The organism is Mizugakiibacter sediminis (genome assembly GCF_000953855.2).
GTDB lineage: Bacteria > Pseudomonadota > Gammaproteobacteria > Xanthomonadales > Rhodanobacteraceae > Mizugakiibacter > Mizugakiibacter sediminis.
In genome coordinates, this window is the sequence record NZ_DF970197.1 from 1 (window position 1) to 16,177 (window position 16,177).

Consider the following 16,177-nt stretch of genomic DNA (forward strand, 5'->3'; position numbering starts at 1 on the left):
GCGCGCGCGCCGAGCGCGTGGCGCGTGCGCTGGGACGCGAGGCGCAGGCGGCGCCGGCGCTGGCGGCGCTCGTTCGCTAGCGCGGTCGCCCGCAATCCGATCCCGCACGAATCGGAAAAGGAAAGGCCGCCTCGCCAGGCTGTGTGAAAAACACGGACACGTCGGCTGCAGTAACCGGCCATGTCCGCAACGCAAGTTGCGGGCATGGCCTTTGATGGTTTGCGTACGCGGCGAGGACCGGAAGGACAGCCTTTCGGATGGATGCTTCGGTGGCACGCACCAGCGATTCGCGCCGGCCGCGGCGTCCGTTCAGTGGCCTTCGGTCCTCTGCGTGTTCGCGCGCTCGATCATCTTCTCGACGTTGTCCACCTGGCCGACGGATACGAAAGATTTTCCGTCGAACATGAGGATGGTGCATCGATCGCCCTGGCAGGTTTTCACGGCACAGGGCTGCCTCCCGCTGATGTCGCAGACCTGGTCGAAAGCGGGCTTGTACTGCTGAACCGATGCCTGTGGCTGCGGCGCGGCCTGCGGATGCGGCAGGCGCTGGTATGAGCCGACCGGGATGCAGCCGTGGGAGTCGCAGTGCCAGACCGGGCAGGTCGTGGCGTTGCATGTCACGATGGTGCAGCCGTTCGTGCAGTCGATCGGCCCTGTATCCGCTCGCGCGGCGGGCGTGACGGTCAGCGCGATCGGACCGAGAATGAAACAACAAAGCGCAAGACCGAGGGTTCGCATGGCGGATGCTCCGTCCCTAGGAAACGACATGGCCTCACCCCGCAGGAAACGCTAGCGCAATTCTCAGGGGGGGGCATTCTGCGGCGCAAAAAAGCAAACGGCCGGCATGCGAGCCGGCCGTTCGTGCTCCGCCATGTTCCGCTCACGCCATCTGGCTGGCGGCGAACTCCCAGTTGACCAGGTTCCAGAACGCCTCGACGTACTTCGGCCGCGCGTTGCGGTAGTCGATGTAGTAGGCGTGCTCCCACACGTCGCAGGTCAGCAGCGGGCGGTCGGCGCCGGTGATCGGCGTGCCGGCGTTGGAGGTGCTGACCAGGCCGAGCGAGCCGTCCGGGCGCTGCACCAGCCAGGCCCAGCCGGAGCCGAAGGTGCCGACCGCGACCTTGCCGAACTCCTCCTTGAACTTCGCCACCGAGCCGAACGCCTTGACGATGGCGTCGGCCAACTTGCCGGACGGATCGCCGCCGCCCTTGGGCGAGAGCGAATTCCAGTAGAAGGTGTGGTTCCAGATCTGCGCGGCGTTGTTGAACATGCCGCCGGTGGACTTCTTGACGATCTGCTCCAGCGGCGCGCTTTCGAACTCGGTGCCCTTGATCAGGTTGTTGAGGTTGGTGACGTAGGCCTGATGGTGCTTGCCGTAGTGGTAATCGAGGGTCTCGGCCGAGATGTGCGGCTCGAGGGCATTGCGCTCGTAGGGCAGCGGGGGAAGCTCGATCGCCATGATGGTCTCCTTAGCGTTGGCAGGGAACGGCTGTGTTTCGGCCGGGAACGGGCGGGGTCGCGCGCGTCGCGCGGCCCCGCGGCGGGAGGCGGCTGCTACAATCCGCGCCGTGCGGCGCACCGCGCCGATCTCCCATTGTAGTTCGTCGAAGCTATGGACGTTATCGAGCGGATCAAGACCACGCTGGCGGCGCACCCGATCGTGCTGTTCATGAAGGGCACGCCGCAGTTCCCGATGTGCGGCTTCTCCAGCCGCGCCGTGCAGGCGCTGAAGGAGGCCGGCGCCGAGTTCCACGCCGTCAACGTGCTCGAGGATCCGGAAATCCGCGCCAACCTGCCGCGCTACTCCAACTGGCCGACCTTCCCGCAGCTTTTCATCCACGGCGAGCTGATCGGCGGCTGCGACATCACGCTGGAGCTGCTGGCGTCGGGCGAGCTGGCGCGCATGGTGCGCGACGCCGCCAGGGCCGCGTCCGAATGAGCCTGCCGACCGCGCGCCTGCCGGCCGGCTGGACGCCCGCGCCGGGCGCGCTCGACAAGCGCGTGGTGCTGGTCAGCGGCGCCACCGGCGGGCTGGGCGAGGCCGCCGCGCGCGCCTGCGCCGCCGCCGGCGCCACCGTGGTGCTGCTCGGCCGGCGCGTGCCGGCGCTGGAGAAGGTCTACGACGCGATCGTCGCCGGAGGCGCGCCGGAGCCGGCGATCTATCCGGTCAACCTCGAGGGCGCCACGCCGCGCGACTACGACACGCTGGCCGACGTGATCGAGCGCGAGCTGGGCGGCCTGGACGGCATCGTGCACGCCGCCGCGCACTTCCACGCGCTGACGCCGCTGGAGCTGCACAAGCCGGAGGAGTGGCTGCGCGGCCTGCAGGTCAACCTGACCGCGCCGTTCCTGCTGACCCAGGCCTGCATGCCGCTGCTGAAGGCGCGCGCCGACAGCGCCGTGGTGTTCGTGCTCGACGATCCGCAGCGGCTGGCGCGCGCGCACTGGGGCGCGTACGGCGTCGCCAAGGCGGGGCTCGAGCGCTTCGCCGCGATCCTGCACGAGGAGACCGACCGCAGCCCGCTGCGCGTGCACGCGCTGCTGCCGGCGCCGATGCGCACCACGCTGCGGCGCATGGCGTATTTCGGCGAGGACACGCAGAAGCATCCGCATCCGGCAGCGGTCGCGCCGGCGGTGGTCTATCTGCTGTCGCGCGATGGCGCCGCCGCGCGCGGCCACGTGCTTGATCTGCGCCAGGCTTGAGCGCGCCGCGGCGTACGGCCGCGGCATCGGAGGGGCGATGGAAACGCAGATGACGACGCTGTCGGCGGGGATCCTGCTGTTCCTGATCCTCGATCCGCTGGGCAACATCCCGCTGTTCCTCGGCCTGCTGAAGCACGTGCGGCCGCAGCGCCGCCGCTACGTGCTGGCGCGCGAGCTGCTGATCGCGCTGGGCGTGCTGTTCGCGTTCCTGATCGGCGGCCAGTTCATCCTGCGGCTGCTGCAGCTGAAGCAGGAGTCGGTCAGCATCGCCGGCGGCATCGTGCTGTTCCTGATCGGCATCAAGATGGTGTTCCCGCCGAGGGAAGGCGGCATCTTCGGTGCGGTCGGCGAGGGCGAGCCGTTCATCGTGCCGATGGCGATTCCCGGCGTGGCCGGCCCTTCGGCGATGGCGGCGCTGCTGCTGCTGACCAACGCGCAGCCGGGCCGCACGGTCGAGTGGGGCATCGCGCTGTTCATCGCCTGGCTGGCGACGGCGGCGATCCTGATGTCCTCGACCTACCTGTTCCGCTGGCTGGGCGAGAGCGTGCTGACCGCGCTGGAGCGGCTGATGGGCATGCTGCTGGTCGCGCTGTCGGTGCAGATGTTCCTCGGCGGCGTGGCGGCCTACCTCAAGGGCGCGGGCCTGTGATCACCGCGCTGTAACACGCGCGCTCCAGCATGGCCGCATCCGCGAGGAGGCCGTCATGCTCAGCATCGAACGCACCCTGGACCGGCGCCTGCCCTGGCTGGCGCAGCACCCGCGCCTGAAGCGGCCGGTGGTGGGCCTGCTCGGCAAGCTGGCCGCGGAGGAACGCTTCAACCGTGCGTTGGCCGGGCTGGCGCCGCTGGAGGGTTTCGACTTCGTCGAGCGCGTGCTCGACCACCTCGGCGTCGGCTACAGCGTCGGCCACAGCGAGCGCGAGCACATCCCGGCGGAAGGGCCGGTAGTGGCGGTCGCCAACCATCCGCTGGGCATGCTGGACGCGCTGGCGCTGCTGCACCTGGTCGGCAGCGTGCGCCGCGACGTGCGCATCCTCGGCAACGACGTGCTGGCGGCCTTCGCGCCGCTGCGCCGCCTGCTGCTGCCGGTGGACGTGTTCGGCGGCGGCGCGCCGCGCGGCCGCCTGCGCGAGGCCTATCGCGCGCTCGACGACGGACAGGCGCTGATCGTGTTCCCGGCCGGCGAGGTCTCGCGCGTCGGCCCGGCCGGCGTGCGCGACGGCCGCTGGTCGCCCGGTTTCGCCCGCCTGGCGCTGCGCAGCGGCGCGCCGGTGTTGCCGGTGCACGTCGAGGCGCGCAATTCCGCGATGTTCTACGGCATGTCGATGCTGGCGCCGCCGCTGGCGGCGGCGCTGCTGCCGCGCGAGGTGTTCGCCGCGCGCCGCACGCGCATTGTCTTCAGCATCGGCGGCCAGATCCCCGCCGCCGAACTGGCGCGCGCCGGCGGCTCGCCGCGGCAGTTGGCGCGGCTGATGCGCCGCCATGTCTACCGCTTGCCGCGACGCCGCGCGGCGCTGTTCGGCGCCCAGGGGCCGGTGGCGCACCCCGAGCCGGCGGCGGCGGTGCGCACAGCGCTGGGACGCGGCGAAGTGCTGGCCGAGCTCGCCGACGGCAAGCGCCTGATCCTGCTGCCGGGCGCGCCCGACTGTCCGGCGTTGCGCGAATTGGGGCGCCTGCGCGAGCTCAGCTTCCGCCGCGTCGGCGAGGGCAGCGGCCGCCGCCGCGACCTCGACGCGTATGACGCCCACTACGAGCACCTGATCCTGTGGGACGAGGCCGCGCTGGCCATCGCCGGCGCCTACCGGCTGGGGCACGGCGGCAGCATCCTGGCGGCGCGCGGGCTCGCCGGGCTCTACAGCGCCGCCCTGTTCCGCTACGCGCCGGCCGCCGAGCCGGTGCTGCGGCAAGGGCTGGAGCTGGGCCGCAGCTTCGTCGCGCCGGCGTACTGGCGCAGCCGCGCGCTGGACCGGCTCTGGCAGGGCATCGGGCTGTACCTGCAGCGGCACCCGGAGCTGCGGCACCTGGTCGGGCCGGTCAGCCTGTCCGCCGCGCTGCCGCGCGAAGCGCGCGAGCGCATCGTCGCCGCGCACGAGCATTACTTCGGCGCTTCCGGGCTGGCCGAGGCGCTGCGGCCGTTCCGGCCCGCGGCGGACACGCTGGCGGCGGTGCGCGCGCTGCTGGACGGCCGGGACGCGGAGTCCGGCCTGGCCGCGCTGCGCCGCGATCTGGCCGCGCAGGGGGTGGCGTTGCCGGTGTTGTACCGGCAATACGTCGATCTGTGCGAGCCGGCCGGCGTGCGCTTCCTGGCCTTCGGCGAGGACCCCGACTTCGCCGGTTGCGTGGACGGCTTGGTCGTGCTGGATCTCGCCCGGCTGAAGCCGGCCAAGCGGGCGCGCTACCTCGGCGGCCGGGTCGAGACGGACGGGATATGAGCCTGTCATAATGCCTTGGTAAACTAATTCTTAACGGCCGGCAGGGGGATTCCGCCGGCCATGGGGCACCACGCAGGGCCAGCGACGCGCATTTCGGGCTTGCCGCACACCGGAAACGGCGTTTCCGGTTGCGTGCGTCTTTGTGCCGCCGCCGCCGACCACCCTCCGAAAGCAAAGGAAACGAGAATGGAAAAGCGCATCCGGGTCAGTCTGTTGCCGTTCGCCATCGCCTCGCTGCTGGCGATGTCTTCCGCGCTGGCGCAGAACACCGCCGCGTCGATGAGCGGCCGGGTGGTCGACGCCAACGGCCAGCCGGTCGCCGGCGCCACCGTGCAGATCGTGCACGTGCCCTCGGGCACCACCAAGATCGTCATCACCGACGCCGAAGGCCGCTACAACGCGCCCGGCCTGCGCGTCGGCGGTCCGTTCGACGTGACCGTGACCAAGGCGGGCATGCAGAAGAGCGAACGGGACGACGTCTACCTGAAGCTCGCCGAGGACACCAGCATCAACATGACGCTCGGCGTCGCCGCGCAGGAACTGCAGGGCGTGCAGGTGCGCGGCACCGCGCTGGCGCAGGTGTTCCAGCCCGACAACAAGGGGCTCGGCACCAACATCTCGCAGCGCGAGCTGAAGGTGCTGCCGAATCCGGGGCGCTCGATCCAGGACATCGCGCGCATGGATCCGAACATCACCGTCACCAACAAGAGCCGCGGCGAGTTCTCCGCGCTGGGCCAGAACAGCCGCTACAACAACATCACCATCGACGCGGTGCCGACCAACGACTCGTTCGGTCTCGAGGCCAACGGCCTGCCGTCGCTGAACCAGCCGATCTCGCTGGACGCGATCGACGAGTACAACATCTCCACCGCCAACTACGACGTGACCGCCAAGCGCGCGGTCGGCGCCAACGTCAACATCGTCACCAAGAGCGGCACCAACGATTTCCACGGGTCCGTGTACTACGTGTACAAGAACGCCAACGACATGATCGGCAAGGACCAGGACGGCAACAAGTTCAACGGCTACCGCAAGCAGGACACCAAGGGCTTCACCCTCGGCGGCCCGATCGTCAAGGACAAGCTGTTCTTCTTCGTCAACTACGAAGAGTCCAAGCAGGTCTCGCCCGGCCCGACCCGGGGCCCGCTTGCGACCGGCCGTCTGACGCAGGCCGAGCTCGACCAGATCATCAGCATCGCCAAGGGCTACGGCATGACGCCGGGCGACCTCAGCGCCTCCTCGGTGGATCAGGACGAGAAGAAGTACCTGGCCAAGCTCGACTGGAACGTCGCCGACGGCCACCGCATGAGCCTGCGCTGGAACCGTTCGAAGAGCACCCAGCCGATCATCCAGGCCAACAACGACACCACGCTCAACCTGTCGAGCTTCTGGTACAACCAGTTCCGCGACCTGAAGAGCACGGTGCTGAACAGCTACGACGACTGGACCGACAGCTTCTCCACCGAGGCTTCGGTGTCGTACGGCACCTACTTCGCCACGCCGACGGTGCTCGCCAAGCAGCCGCAGGTCACCATCAACACGGCGTCCGGCGCGCGCATCAACCTGGGCGAAGAGCAGTTCCGCCACTACAACATCCTGAAGGTCGACACCACGACGGCGTTCTTCGCCGGCACCTGGTTCCTCGGCGACCACACCGTCAAGGCCGGTTTCGACTACCAGAAGGACAAGTTCTTCAACCTGTTCGGCCGCACCGAATTCGGCGCCTACAACTTCGGCAGCATCGCCGATTTCCAGAGCGGCGATTACTCCTCGTTCAACCTGTACAAGCCGAACCCGGCGTTCTGCGGCAGCACCGCCGACATCAACTGCATCGCCGCCGACTGGACGCTGCAGCAGTGGGGCTTCTTCGCGCAGGACACCTGGCAGATCGGCAACCTGTCGCTGCAGTACGGCCTGCGCTACGACCTGCCGGTGGTGAACAAGGCGCCGCTGTCCAACCCGGCGGTGCGGCAGGCGTTCGGCGTGCCGAACAACGGCACCATCGACGGCAACGGCGTGATCGAACCGCGGCTGTCGTGGAACTGGGCGTTCGACACCGAGCGCCTGACCCAGCTGCGCGGCGGCATCGGCCTGTCCGAGGGCGTGACGCCGGGCGTGTGGCTGTCGAACCCGTACACCAACAACGGCCTGACCATCAACACCTACTTCGATTCCACCGGCTGCGGCGCGTTCAACCCGAACGCCTTCTCGCAGACGCCGCCGCCGTGCTCGGCGCCCGGCGGTCAGCAGGCGGTCGACATCGTCGATCCGAACTTCAAGCTGCCGACGGTGCTGAAGTTCAGCCTCGGCTTCGACCGCGAGCTGCCGTGGTGGGGCACGGTGTTCTCGGCCGACTGGGCGCATCTCGACGTGCAGGACGGCATCTACTACCAGTACCTGAACCTCGGCGCGCCGAACGGCACCCTGCCGGACGGCCGCAACAACTACTGGAGCAGCACCAACCCGTCCAACTTCACCAACCCGAACAAGCCGAAGGCGAAGCAGCGCGTGAACGCCAACCCGGCGTTCAGCACGGTGAGCTATCTGACCAACACCAATCTCGGCAAGGCCGACTACGTCACCCTGCAACTGCAGAAACCGTTCTCCGACACCTGGTTCGGCAACGTCGCCTTCGTCTGGGGTCGTTCCACCGAGGTCAACCCCGGCACGTCCAGCCAGGCGACCAGCAACTTCAGCTCGCGCGCGACCTACAACCCGAACGAGGAGAAGGCGGCGCGCTCGAACTACGACATCCGCAATCGCATCATCGCCTCGCTGACCTGGCAGCACCGTTTCTTCGGCGACTACACCACCAGCGTCTCGGCCTTCCTCGACTCGCACTCCGGCCAGCCGTACAGCTGGGTGTACGGCAACGACAGCAACGGCGACGGCATCACCAACAACGACCTGGTCTACATTCCGCGTCCGGGCGAGGTCGAGTTCGCGCCGGGCACCTCGCAGAAGGTGATCGACCAGTTCTACGCCTACATCCAGAGCCAGAGTTACCTGAAGGACCACCAGGGCCAGGTGGCGCAGCGCAACGGCGCGGATTCGCCGTGGGTGCACCAGCTCGATCTGAGCTTCCGCCAGGAGGTCCCCGGCCTGTTCAAGGGCAACAAGGGGGAGATCCGCTTCGACATCTTCAACTTCACCAACATGCTCAACAAGAAGTGGGGCAACATCTACGCCCCGATCTTCGCCAGCCAGGGCGGCTACAGCCGCGACCTGGCGAACTTCGCCGGCGTCGATCCGGCCACCGGCAAGTACGTCTACAGCCTGCCGACGGTGAACGGCAACTACGCGCCGGAGCAGCTGAACCGCGACGATACCAACGCCGTCTCGCGCTGGTCGGTGCAGGTGACCCTGCGCTACACGTTCTGACCGATCCGTGGCGCATCAAGAGGCCGGCGCCCTGCGGGGCGCCGGCCTTTCGTTTTCCGCACCTTGACCCGGCGGTCGCGGTATGGTGTCGTGACGCGTTCCGCCACGCCGCCGCAGCGCCGATGCCAGACCACGCCAGGACCATGAACGACATCAAGACGGCTTCCCGCAGCCGCCACGCCGAGACGGTCAGCGCGCGCATCTCGCCGGTGGGCGGGCTGGACGTGCTGTCGCGCAACGAGGTGGCGCGCCTGCGCGACGCCACGCAATCGGGCCTGCACGCGCTGCTGCGCCGCTGCGCGCTGGCGGTGCTGACCTCCGGCAGCCTCAGTGACGATGCGCGCGGCCTGCTGGAGCGCTACCCCGACTTCGACGTCCAGGTCCTGCAACAGGACCGCGGCATCCGCCTGGAGCTGACCAACGCGCCGGCGCAGGCGTTCGTCGACGGGCAGATCATCCGCGGTATCAACGAGCTGCTGTTCGCGGTGGTGCGCGACATCGTCTACGTGTCGACGCAGATCGAGGCGGGCCAGTTCGACATGCACGATTCGTCGGGCATCACCCACGCCGTGTTCGACATCCTGCGCAACGCCCGCGTGCTGCGCGCGCACCAGGACCCGAACCTGGTGGTGTGCTGGGGCGGGCACTCGATCTCGCGCGAGGAATACGACTACACCAAGCTGGTCGGCTACCAGCTCGGCCTGCGCGGCCTGGACATCTGCACCGGCTGCGGTCCGGGCGCGATGAAGGGGCCGATGAAGGGCGCGACCATCGCCCACGCCAAGCAGCGCCGCCGGCAGAACCGCTACATCGGCATCACCGAACCCGGCATCATCGCCGCGGAATCGCCGAACCCGATCGTCAACAACCTGGTGATCATGCCCGACATCGAGAAGCGCCTGGAGGCGTTCGTGCGCGTCGGGCACGGCATCATCGTGTTTCCGGGCGGCGTCGGCACGGCGGAGGAGATCCTCTACCTGCTCGGCATCCTGCTGCACCCGGACAACGCCGCCATACCGTTCCCGCTGCTGTTCACCGGGCCGCGCATCGCGGCTCCCTACTTCGAGCAGATCGACCGTTTCCTGCGCCTCGCCCTCGGCGACGCCGTCGCCGAGCGCTACCAGATCCTGATCGACGACCCGACCGCGGTGGCGCGGGCGATGGTCAAGGGCGTGGACAAGGTGCGCAACTATCGGTTGGACACCAAGGACGCGTTCTTCTTCAACTGGGCGCTGCACGTGCCCTACGAGTTCCAGGTGCCGTTCCGCCCCACCCACGAAGCCATCGCCGAACAGCAGATCAGCCGCGATCTGCCTCGCCACGCGCTGGCCGCGAATCTGCGGCGGGTGTTCTCCGGCATCGTCGCCGGCAACGTCAAGGAGGAGGGCATGCGCGCGATCGAGCAGCGCGGGCCGTTCGAGATCGACGGCGACCCCGCGATCATGCGCGCGCTGGACGCATTGCTGCAGGATTTCGTCCGCCAGCAGCGCATGAAGCTGCCCGGCACCGCCTACGTGCCCTGCTACCGCGTGCGCAACGCCGCCTGAGGCCGACGACGCCCCGCGGCGACGCCGACGGCGCTTGACAAGCCTGGCGCCCGTCGCGATCATTTCCGTTCTCTCGCGCCCGAATAGCTCAGCCGGTTAGAGCACCTGACTGTTAATCAGGGGGTCGTAGGTTCGAGTCCTACTTCGGGCGCCACGCGATTGCCGAAGGCCTGCAGCGATGCGGGCCTTTTTCGTTGCGGCGGTGTCATCCCCGCACGCATTCGCGCGCCCGCTGCACGGAAGGCCGGCCCTGCCGGATACGCCCGGAGTTGGCCATCACCACGCCGAGCGCGGATGCCGCAGGGGCGCCGCGGTGGCAGATCGTCAGGCTGACGTTGCTGCCGGCGGCGCTGCCGTCGCCGCGGAACACCAGGCGCGTGCGGCCGGCGCTGCCCAGCACCACCGTGCCCGGCGGCAGCGCGTCGCCCACGGCGATCGGCTCGACACCGGCATCCGGTTCGCCGTCGCGATCGCGGTCCCAGGCGAGCAGCCAGCCGTGTTCCCAGTGCACGTCGGCGACGCAGGCGGCGCCGTCGCGGCTGGGGCAAAGCACCACGTGCGCGCCGCTGCGCACCGCGCGTTCGCGCGCGTGCTGCAGGGCGGCGACCACGGCGTTGTCGGCGGCCGTCGCCGCATTGCGCGCCAGCAGTCCGCCCAGGGCCGGCGTGGCGGTCACGACGAGGATGGCGAGGATGCCGACAGCGAGCAGTTGTTCGATCAGGGTGACGCCGCGCTGGCGCCGCGGGGTGCCGTCCATGGCGGGCTCCTTCCGGTTGACCCGTCCAGACTAGCCATCGCCCGCATGTCGTCGTAGCGGCGCGCGACCCGGCGCCGTGTCGGCCCATGCTGACAAGGGCTGTCAGCAGCCGCGGCCTATAATCGGCTTCCCTGCAGCGTGCGCTTCGACATGACCGACCGCTTCGAACTTGCCGCGCCCTACCGGCCGACCGGCGACCAGCCGGAGGCGATCCGGCGCCTGGTCGAAGGCTTCGAGGCCGGTCTCGCCCACCAGACCCTGCTCGGCGTCACCGGCTCGGGCAAGACCTTCACCATCGCCAACGTGGTGCAGGCGGTGCAGAAGCCGACCCTGGTGCTGGCGCCGAACAAGACGCTGGCGGCGCAGCTGTACGGCGAGTTCAAGGAGTTCTTCCCGCGCAACGCCGTCGAGTATTTCGTCTCGTACTACGACTACTACCAGCCGGAAGCCTACGTGCCGTCGTCCGACACGTACATCGAGAAGGACGCCTCGGTGAACGAGCACATCGAGCAGATGCGTCTGTCCGCCACCAAGGCGCTGCTCGAGCGCAAGGACGCGCTGATCGTCGCCACGGTGTCGGCGATCTACGGCCTGGGCGATCCCGGCGAGTACTTCAAGATGGTGCTGCACCTGGTGCGCGGCGACCACCTCGACCAGCGCGAGCTGCTGCGCCGCCTGACCGAGCTGCAATACACGCGAAACGAGATGGAACTGCGGCGCGCCACCTACCGCGTGCGCGGCGAGGTGATCGACGTGTTCCCGGCGGAGAGCGAGAGCGAGGCGCTGCGCATCGAGCTGTTCGACGGCGACATCGAGAACCTGACGGTGTTCGACCCGCTGACCGGCGAGACCATCCGCCGCGTGCCGCGCTACACGATCTACCCCGGCTCGCACTACGTCACCACGCGACGCACCGTGCTGGAGGCGATCGAGACGATCAAGGCCGAACTGAAGGAGCGCCTCGAACAACTCTACCGCGAGAACAAGCTGGTGGAGGCGCAGCGCCTGCAGCAGCGCACGCAGTTCGACCTCGAGATGATGGCCGAGGTCGGCTACTGCCAGGGCATCGAGAACTACTCGCGCCATCTCACCGGCCGCGCGCCGGGCGAGCCGCCGCCGTGCCTGTTCGACTACCTGCCGGCCGACGCGCTGCTGGTGGTCGACGAATCGCACGTCACCATCCCGCAGCTCGGCGGCATGTACAAGGGCGACCGCTCGCGCAAGGAAACGCTGGTCGAGTTCGGCTTCCGCCTGCCGTCGGCGCTGGACAACCGTCCGCTGCGCTTCGAGGAATGGGAGCGGCGCGCGCCGCGCACGATCTTCGTCTCGGCGACGCCCGGCAAGTACGAACTCGAGCACGCGCGCGGCAACGTGGTCGAGCTGGTGGTGCGGCCGACCGGCCTGGTCGACCCGGAAGTGGAGGTGCGTCCGGTGCGCACCCAGGTCGACGACCTGCTCTCCGAGATCCACCGACGCGTCGCCCAGGGCGATCGCGTGCTGGTCACCACGCTGACCAAGCGCATGGCCGAGAACCTCACCGACTACCTCGGCGAGCACGGCGTGCGCGTGCGCTACCTGCACGCCGACATCGAGACGGTCGAGCGCGTCGAGATCATCCGCGACCTGCGCCTCGGCGTGTTCGACGTGCTGGTCGGCATCAACCTGCTGCGCGAGGGCCTGGACATGCCCGAGGTGTCGCTGGTGGCGATCCTCGACGCCGACAAGGAAGGCTACCTGCGCTCGACGCCGTCGCTGATCCAGACCATCGGCCGCGCCGCGCGCAACCTGCGCGGCAAGGCGATCCTCTACGCCGACACCGTCACCCGCTCGATGCAGGCGGCGATCGACGAGACCGAGCGTCGCCGCCGCAAGCAGATCGAGTACAACGAGGCGCACGGCATCACGCCGCGGAGCGTGGTGAAGAAGGTCGCCGACATCATGGAAGGCGCGCGCGAGGCGCCGGCGGAGGCGCGGCGCGGCCGCGGCAGGGCGGCGCCCGCGCGCAAGGTCGCCGAACCGGCGGCGGACTACCACGCGCTCGATCCGGCGCAGGCGGCGGCGCTGATCAAGAAGCTCGAGGCGCAGATGTACAAGCACGCCCAGGACCTCGAGTTCGAGGACGCCGCGCGCGTGCGCGACGAGATCAAGCGCGTGCGCGAGCAGGCGCTGATCGGCTGAGGCGCGGTCGGCGGCCGGCGTCGCCGCCAACGCCCGAGGAGGCGAAAGCGCGGCCGCACGCCGCCCGATCTCTTGAGGCGCCCCGCGGCGTCGTGTTAAGGTTCGCGACCCTTCGGGCGGTTAGCTCAGCGGTAGAGCACTACCTTGACATGGTAGGGGTCACAGGTTCGATCCCTGTACCGCCCACCACTCCCACCCCGGCGAATCGCGGGCGGTGCGGGTGAATCCGACGGCCTCTTCGGCCGCGTCTCCTCCAGGTCGCGTTCGCGCCGTGCCGGCGCCTTCATGCGCGGGCCGCTCACGGCCGCGCGGTCTCCGCCCTGCACCATGGTCGCGGCTGCGTCGGCGCGCCCCGCGGCGGAAGCGGCGCGTCCGCGCTCGGCCGGCGACGCCGATCACAAAAATCGCATCGGCATGCCGCCCTCGCGGGCCAATCGTGTCGAATTGTGAACCGGATGCCGGATGCCGCGGCCGGCCGGAGCGAGGCTACACCCACGGAGTCAGGGGTGTGATGCGACACGCTCCATCGGGACGACGGCCGGGAGGGGGAGCGGTGCGGCGCGCGACGAGCACGGCGTCGCGCGCCGCCACCCGCTTCCACCGGGAGGGGGCATGAGAACGGCGCTGCTGGCACTGTTGCTGACGACCTTCGCGACCGCCGCGCAGGCGCAGGACTGGGACGCGGCCGCCGCCGCGGCGGGCGCCGCGCCCGGCACCGCTTCGAGAGCGGCGCGCTGCGGCTCGGCGCCGACCTGATGGATCTGGACCGCAGCTTCGATCTCGGCGACGCGCGCTACAGCGCCGACCTGCAGTCCGAGCAGGTGCGCGCCTACCTCGATTTCTTCCCCTCGGCGGGCGTCTTCCGCATCACCTTCGGCGCGGTGGCGGGACGCAGCCGCGTCGCCGGCGCGGCGACGGCCTTCGACCGCACGACGGCCGCCGACGCAGCGGACGCCAACGTCGGCACCGTGGCGGTGGACGCGCGCTGGCCGCGGGTGCGGCCTTATCTCGGTTTCGGCTGGGGACGCGTGCCGGAGCGCGGCCTCGGCTTCTCGCTCGATGTCGGCGTCACGCTGGGTTCGCCCAGCGCGCGCGTCTGGGCCACCGCGGATCCTGCCGCCCAGGACGTGCCGGCCGCCGAACAGCAGCGCGTGCAGGACGCCCTGCAACACTACGCCGCCTCGCCGACGGTCAGGTTCGGGCTGGCTTTCGCGTTCTGAAACTCGTCCGCCGGGGCGCCCGATGCGAACGGCGTTGCGGGAAACCGCGCCTGATCACTCCACCGTCACCGACTTGGCGAGATTGCGCGGCTGGTCGACGTCGGTGCCTTTCAGCACGGCGACGTGGTAGGCGAGCAGTTGCAGCGGCACGGTGAAGGCGGCGGCGGCGATCAAGTTGCCGCCGGCGTCGAGCTTGACCAGCTCGCCGCGGCCGCCGTTCGGCGGCAGCGTCACCTCGTGGTCGGCGAACACGTACAGCTCGCCGCCGCGCGCGCGCACTTCCTCGAGGTTGGATTTCAGCTTTTCCAATAGCTGGTTGTTCGGCGCCACGGCGATCACCGGCATGTCCTCGTCGACCAGCGCCAGCGGGCCGTGCTTCAGCTCGCCGGCCGGGTAGGCCTCGGCGTGGATGTAGGAGATCTCCTTCAGTTTCAGCGCGCCTTCCTGCGCCACCGGGTAGTGCGCGCCGCGGCCGAGGAACAGCGCGTGGTGCTTGCCGACGAAGCGCTCGGCCAGCTTGGCGATCGTCGGCTCGAGCTGCAGCGCCTGTTCCAGCACGCGCGGCAACGAGGCGAGCTCGGCGCACAGGCGCTGGCATTTCTCCGTCGGCGCGCCGTTGAGGCGCGCCAATTCCAGCGTCAGCAGGCCGAGCGCGGCGAGCTGCGTGGTGAACGCCTTGGTCGAGGCGACGCCGATCTCCGGGCCGGCGCGCGTCATCAGCACCAGGTCGGCCTCGCGCACCAGCGAGGACTCCGGCACGTTGCACACGGCGAAGGTGCCGAGGTAGCCGCGTTTGCGCGATTCGCGCAGCGCCGCCAGCGTGTCGGCGGTTTCGCCCGACTGCGAGATGGCGACGAACAGCGTGTCCGGCGGCACCACCACGTCGCGGTAGCGGTACTCGCTGGCCACTTCGACGCAGACCGGCAGGTGCGCCAGCCCCTCGATCCAGTAGCGCGCCACCGAACCGGCATGGTAGCTGGTGCCGCAGGCGACGATGTGCACGCCGCGCACGCGCTTGAGCAGCGTCTCGGCGTCGATGCCGAAGATGTTGGGCAGCACGCCGCGCGGGCCGAGCCGGCCTTCCAGCGTGTCGGCGACGGCGCGCGGCTGCTCGAAGATCTCCTTCAGCATGTAGTGGCGGTACTCGCCGCGCTCGACCGCGTCGGCGGACAGTTCGCTCTCGTGCACCGTGCGCTCGACCGGCCGGCCGTCGGCGGTATAGACCTGGTAGCGGTCGCGCTCGATCTCGACCACGTCGCCCTCGTCGAGATAGACGACGCGGTTGGTGACCTTGATCAGCGCCTGCACGTCGGAGCCGAGGAAGTGCTCGCCGATGCCGATGCCGACCACCAGCGGACTGCCGCGGCGCGCGCCCACCACGTGGCCGGGCTCGGTCAGGCTGACCGCGGCGATCGCGTAGGCGCCCTCGAGGCGGCGCAGCGCGGTCAGGGCGGCGTCGCGCAGACCGAGCCCGCCGCGCATGGCCTCGTCGATCAGGTGCGCGATCACCTCGGTGTCGGTCTCCGAGGTGAAGGTGCGACCCTTGGCCTGCAGCTCGGCGCGCAGTTCGGCGTGGTTCTCGATGATGCCGTTGTGCACCACGGCCACCGTGCCGGCGACGTGCGGGTGCGCGTTCTCCTCGCTCGGCGCGCCGTGCGTGGCCCAGCGCGTGTGGGCGATGCCGGTGCCGCCGGCGAACGGGTTCAGGCGGTAGCGTTCTTCCAGTTCGCGCACCTTGCCCTTGGCGCGCACGCGCTGGATGGCGCCGGGGCCGAGCACGGCGACGCCGGCGGAGTCGTAGCCGCGGTATTCGAGCGCCTTCAGCCCCTCGATCAGGATCGGGGCGACGTCGCGCTGGGCGACGGCAGCGACAATTCCACACATGGTCGGTCGGCTCCTGGGGGACGGTTATCGTAAGGCCATTATATACATGACAAACCAAGCCAATGGCATGGGCTT

13 protein-coding genes and 2 tRNA genes are annotated in these 16,177 nt (G+C 69.5%); 11 read left to right on the plus strand and 4 right to left on the minus strand.

Going from position 1 to position 16,177, the window contains the following annotated elements; translation table 11 throughout:
* Positions 1-309: 309 nt before the first annotated feature.
* Positions 310-738: a hypothetical protein gene (locus MBSD_RS08400; RefSeq protein ID WP_062536862.1), complete on the minus strand. Its 429-nt coding sequence runs from the start codon at positions 736-738 to the stop codon at positions 310-312.
* 142 nt (positions 739-880) lie between these two features.
* Complete coding sequence (locus tag MBSD_RS08405) at positions 881-1,459, minus strand: superoxide dismutase (protein WP_062536864.1); 579 nt, start codon at positions 1,457-1,459, stop codon at positions 881-883.
* 153 nt (positions 1,460-1,612) lie between these two features.
* Between MBSD_RS08405 and grxD the strand changes: the two genes are divergently transcribed.
* The 7 genes from grxD to MBSD_RS08440 all read left to right on the plus strand — a co-directional run bounded on the left by grxD (position 1,613) and on the right by MBSD_RS08440 (position 10,217).
* Positions 1,613-1,939: a Grx4 family monothiol glutaredoxin gene (gene grxD, locus MBSD_RS08410; protein WP_062536866.1), complete on the plus strand. Its 327-nt coding sequence runs from the start codon at positions 1,613-1,615 to the stop codon at positions 1,937-1,939.
* Positions 1,936-2,703, plus strand: coding sequence for an SDR family NAD(P)-dependent oxidoreductase (locus MBSD_RS08415; protein ID WP_062536868.1), 768 nt, complete (start codon positions 1,936-1,938; stop codon positions 2,701-2,703). The genes grxD and MBSD_RS08415 overlap by 4 nt, the downstream gene beginning before the upstream one ends.
* Positions 2,704-2,740: 37 nt before the next feature.
* Positions 2,741-3,352, plus strand: a complete 612-nt coding sequence (locus MBSD_RS08420; protein WP_272898333.1) for a YhgN family NAAT transporter — start codon at positions 2,741-2,743, stop codon at positions 3,350-3,352.
* Between the two features lie 55 nt (positions 3,353-3,407).
* Positions 3,408-5,135, plus strand: coding sequence for a bifunctional ornithine lipid synthase OlsF (gene olsF, locus MBSD_RS08425; RefSeq protein ID WP_062536870.1), 1,728 nt, complete (start codon positions 3,408-3,410; stop codon positions 5,133-5,135).
* Between the two features lie 186 nt (positions 5,136-5,321).
* On the plus strand, positions 5,322-8,516 hold the full coding sequence (locus MBSD_RS08430; RefSeq protein ID WP_062536872.1) for a TonB-dependent receptor: 3,195 nt from the start codon (positions 5,322-5,324) through the stop codon (positions 8,514-8,516).
* Positions 8,517-8,659: 143 nt separating this feature from the next.
* On the plus strand, positions 8,660-10,063 hold the full coding sequence (gene ppnN, locus MBSD_RS08435) for a nucleotide 5'-monophosphate nucleosidase PpnN (RefSeq protein WP_062536874.1): 1,404 nt from the start codon (positions 8,660-8,662) through the stop codon (positions 10,061-10,063).
* A 77-nt stretch (positions 10,064-10,140) separates the two neighbouring features.
* Positions 10,141-10,217: transfer RNA gene (locus tag MBSD_RS08440), tRNA-Asn, on the plus strand.
* A 51-nt stretch (positions 10,218-10,268) separates the two neighbouring features.
* On the opposite strand, the gene MBSD_RS08445 is transcribed toward MBSD_RS08440, so the two are convergent.
* A complete protein-coding gene (locus tag MBSD_RS08445) occupies positions 10,269-10,820 on the minus strand; it encodes a GspH/FimT family pseudopilin (RefSeq protein WP_062536876.1) in 552 nt (183 codons plus the stop codon).
* 150 nt (positions 10,821-10,970) lie between these two features.
* On the opposite strand from MBSD_RS08445, the gene uvrB reads away from it, so the two are divergent.
* The 4 genes from uvrB to MBSD_RS08460 all read left to right on the plus strand — a co-directional run bounded on the left by uvrB (position 10,971) and on the right by MBSD_RS08460 (position 14,218).
* Positions 10,971-12,998 (plus strand): excinuclease ABC subunit UvrB, encoded by a 2,028-nt coding sequence (gene uvrB, locus MBSD_RS08450; protein WP_062536883.1) that lies wholly within the window; start codon positions 10,971-10,973, stop codon positions 12,996-12,998.
* Positions 12,999-13,112: 114 nt separating this feature from the next.
* Positions 13,113-13,187, plus strand: a tRNA-Val gene (locus MBSD_RS08455).
* Positions 13,188-13,610: 423 nt separating this feature from the next.
* The gene (locus MBSD_RS15435; RefSeq protein ID WP_187300599.1) at positions 13,611-13,754 is read left to right on the plus strand and encodes a hypothetical protein; all 144 of its coding nucleotides are present in this window, start codon (positions 13,611-13,613) and stop codon (positions 13,752-13,754) included.
* Positions 13,754-14,218 (plus strand): hypothetical protein, encoded by a 465-nt coding sequence (locus tag MBSD_RS08460; RefSeq protein ID WP_062536878.1) that lies wholly within the window; start codon positions 13,754-13,756, stop codon positions 14,216-14,218. Before MBSD_RS15435 ends, MBSD_RS08460 begins: the two co-directional genes overlap by 1 nt.
* Positions 14,219-14,272: 54 nt before the next feature.
* On the opposite strand, the gene glmS is transcribed toward MBSD_RS08460, so the two are convergent.
* Positions 14,273-16,102 carry a glutamine--fructose-6-phosphate transaminase (isomerizing) gene (gene glmS, locus MBSD_RS08465; protein ID WP_062536880.1) on the minus strand — a complete coding sequence of 610 codons (1,830 nt, stop codon included), beginning with the start codon at positions 16,100-16,102 and terminating at the stop codon, positions 14,273-14,275.
* Positions 16,103-16,177 lie beyond the last annotated feature (75 nt).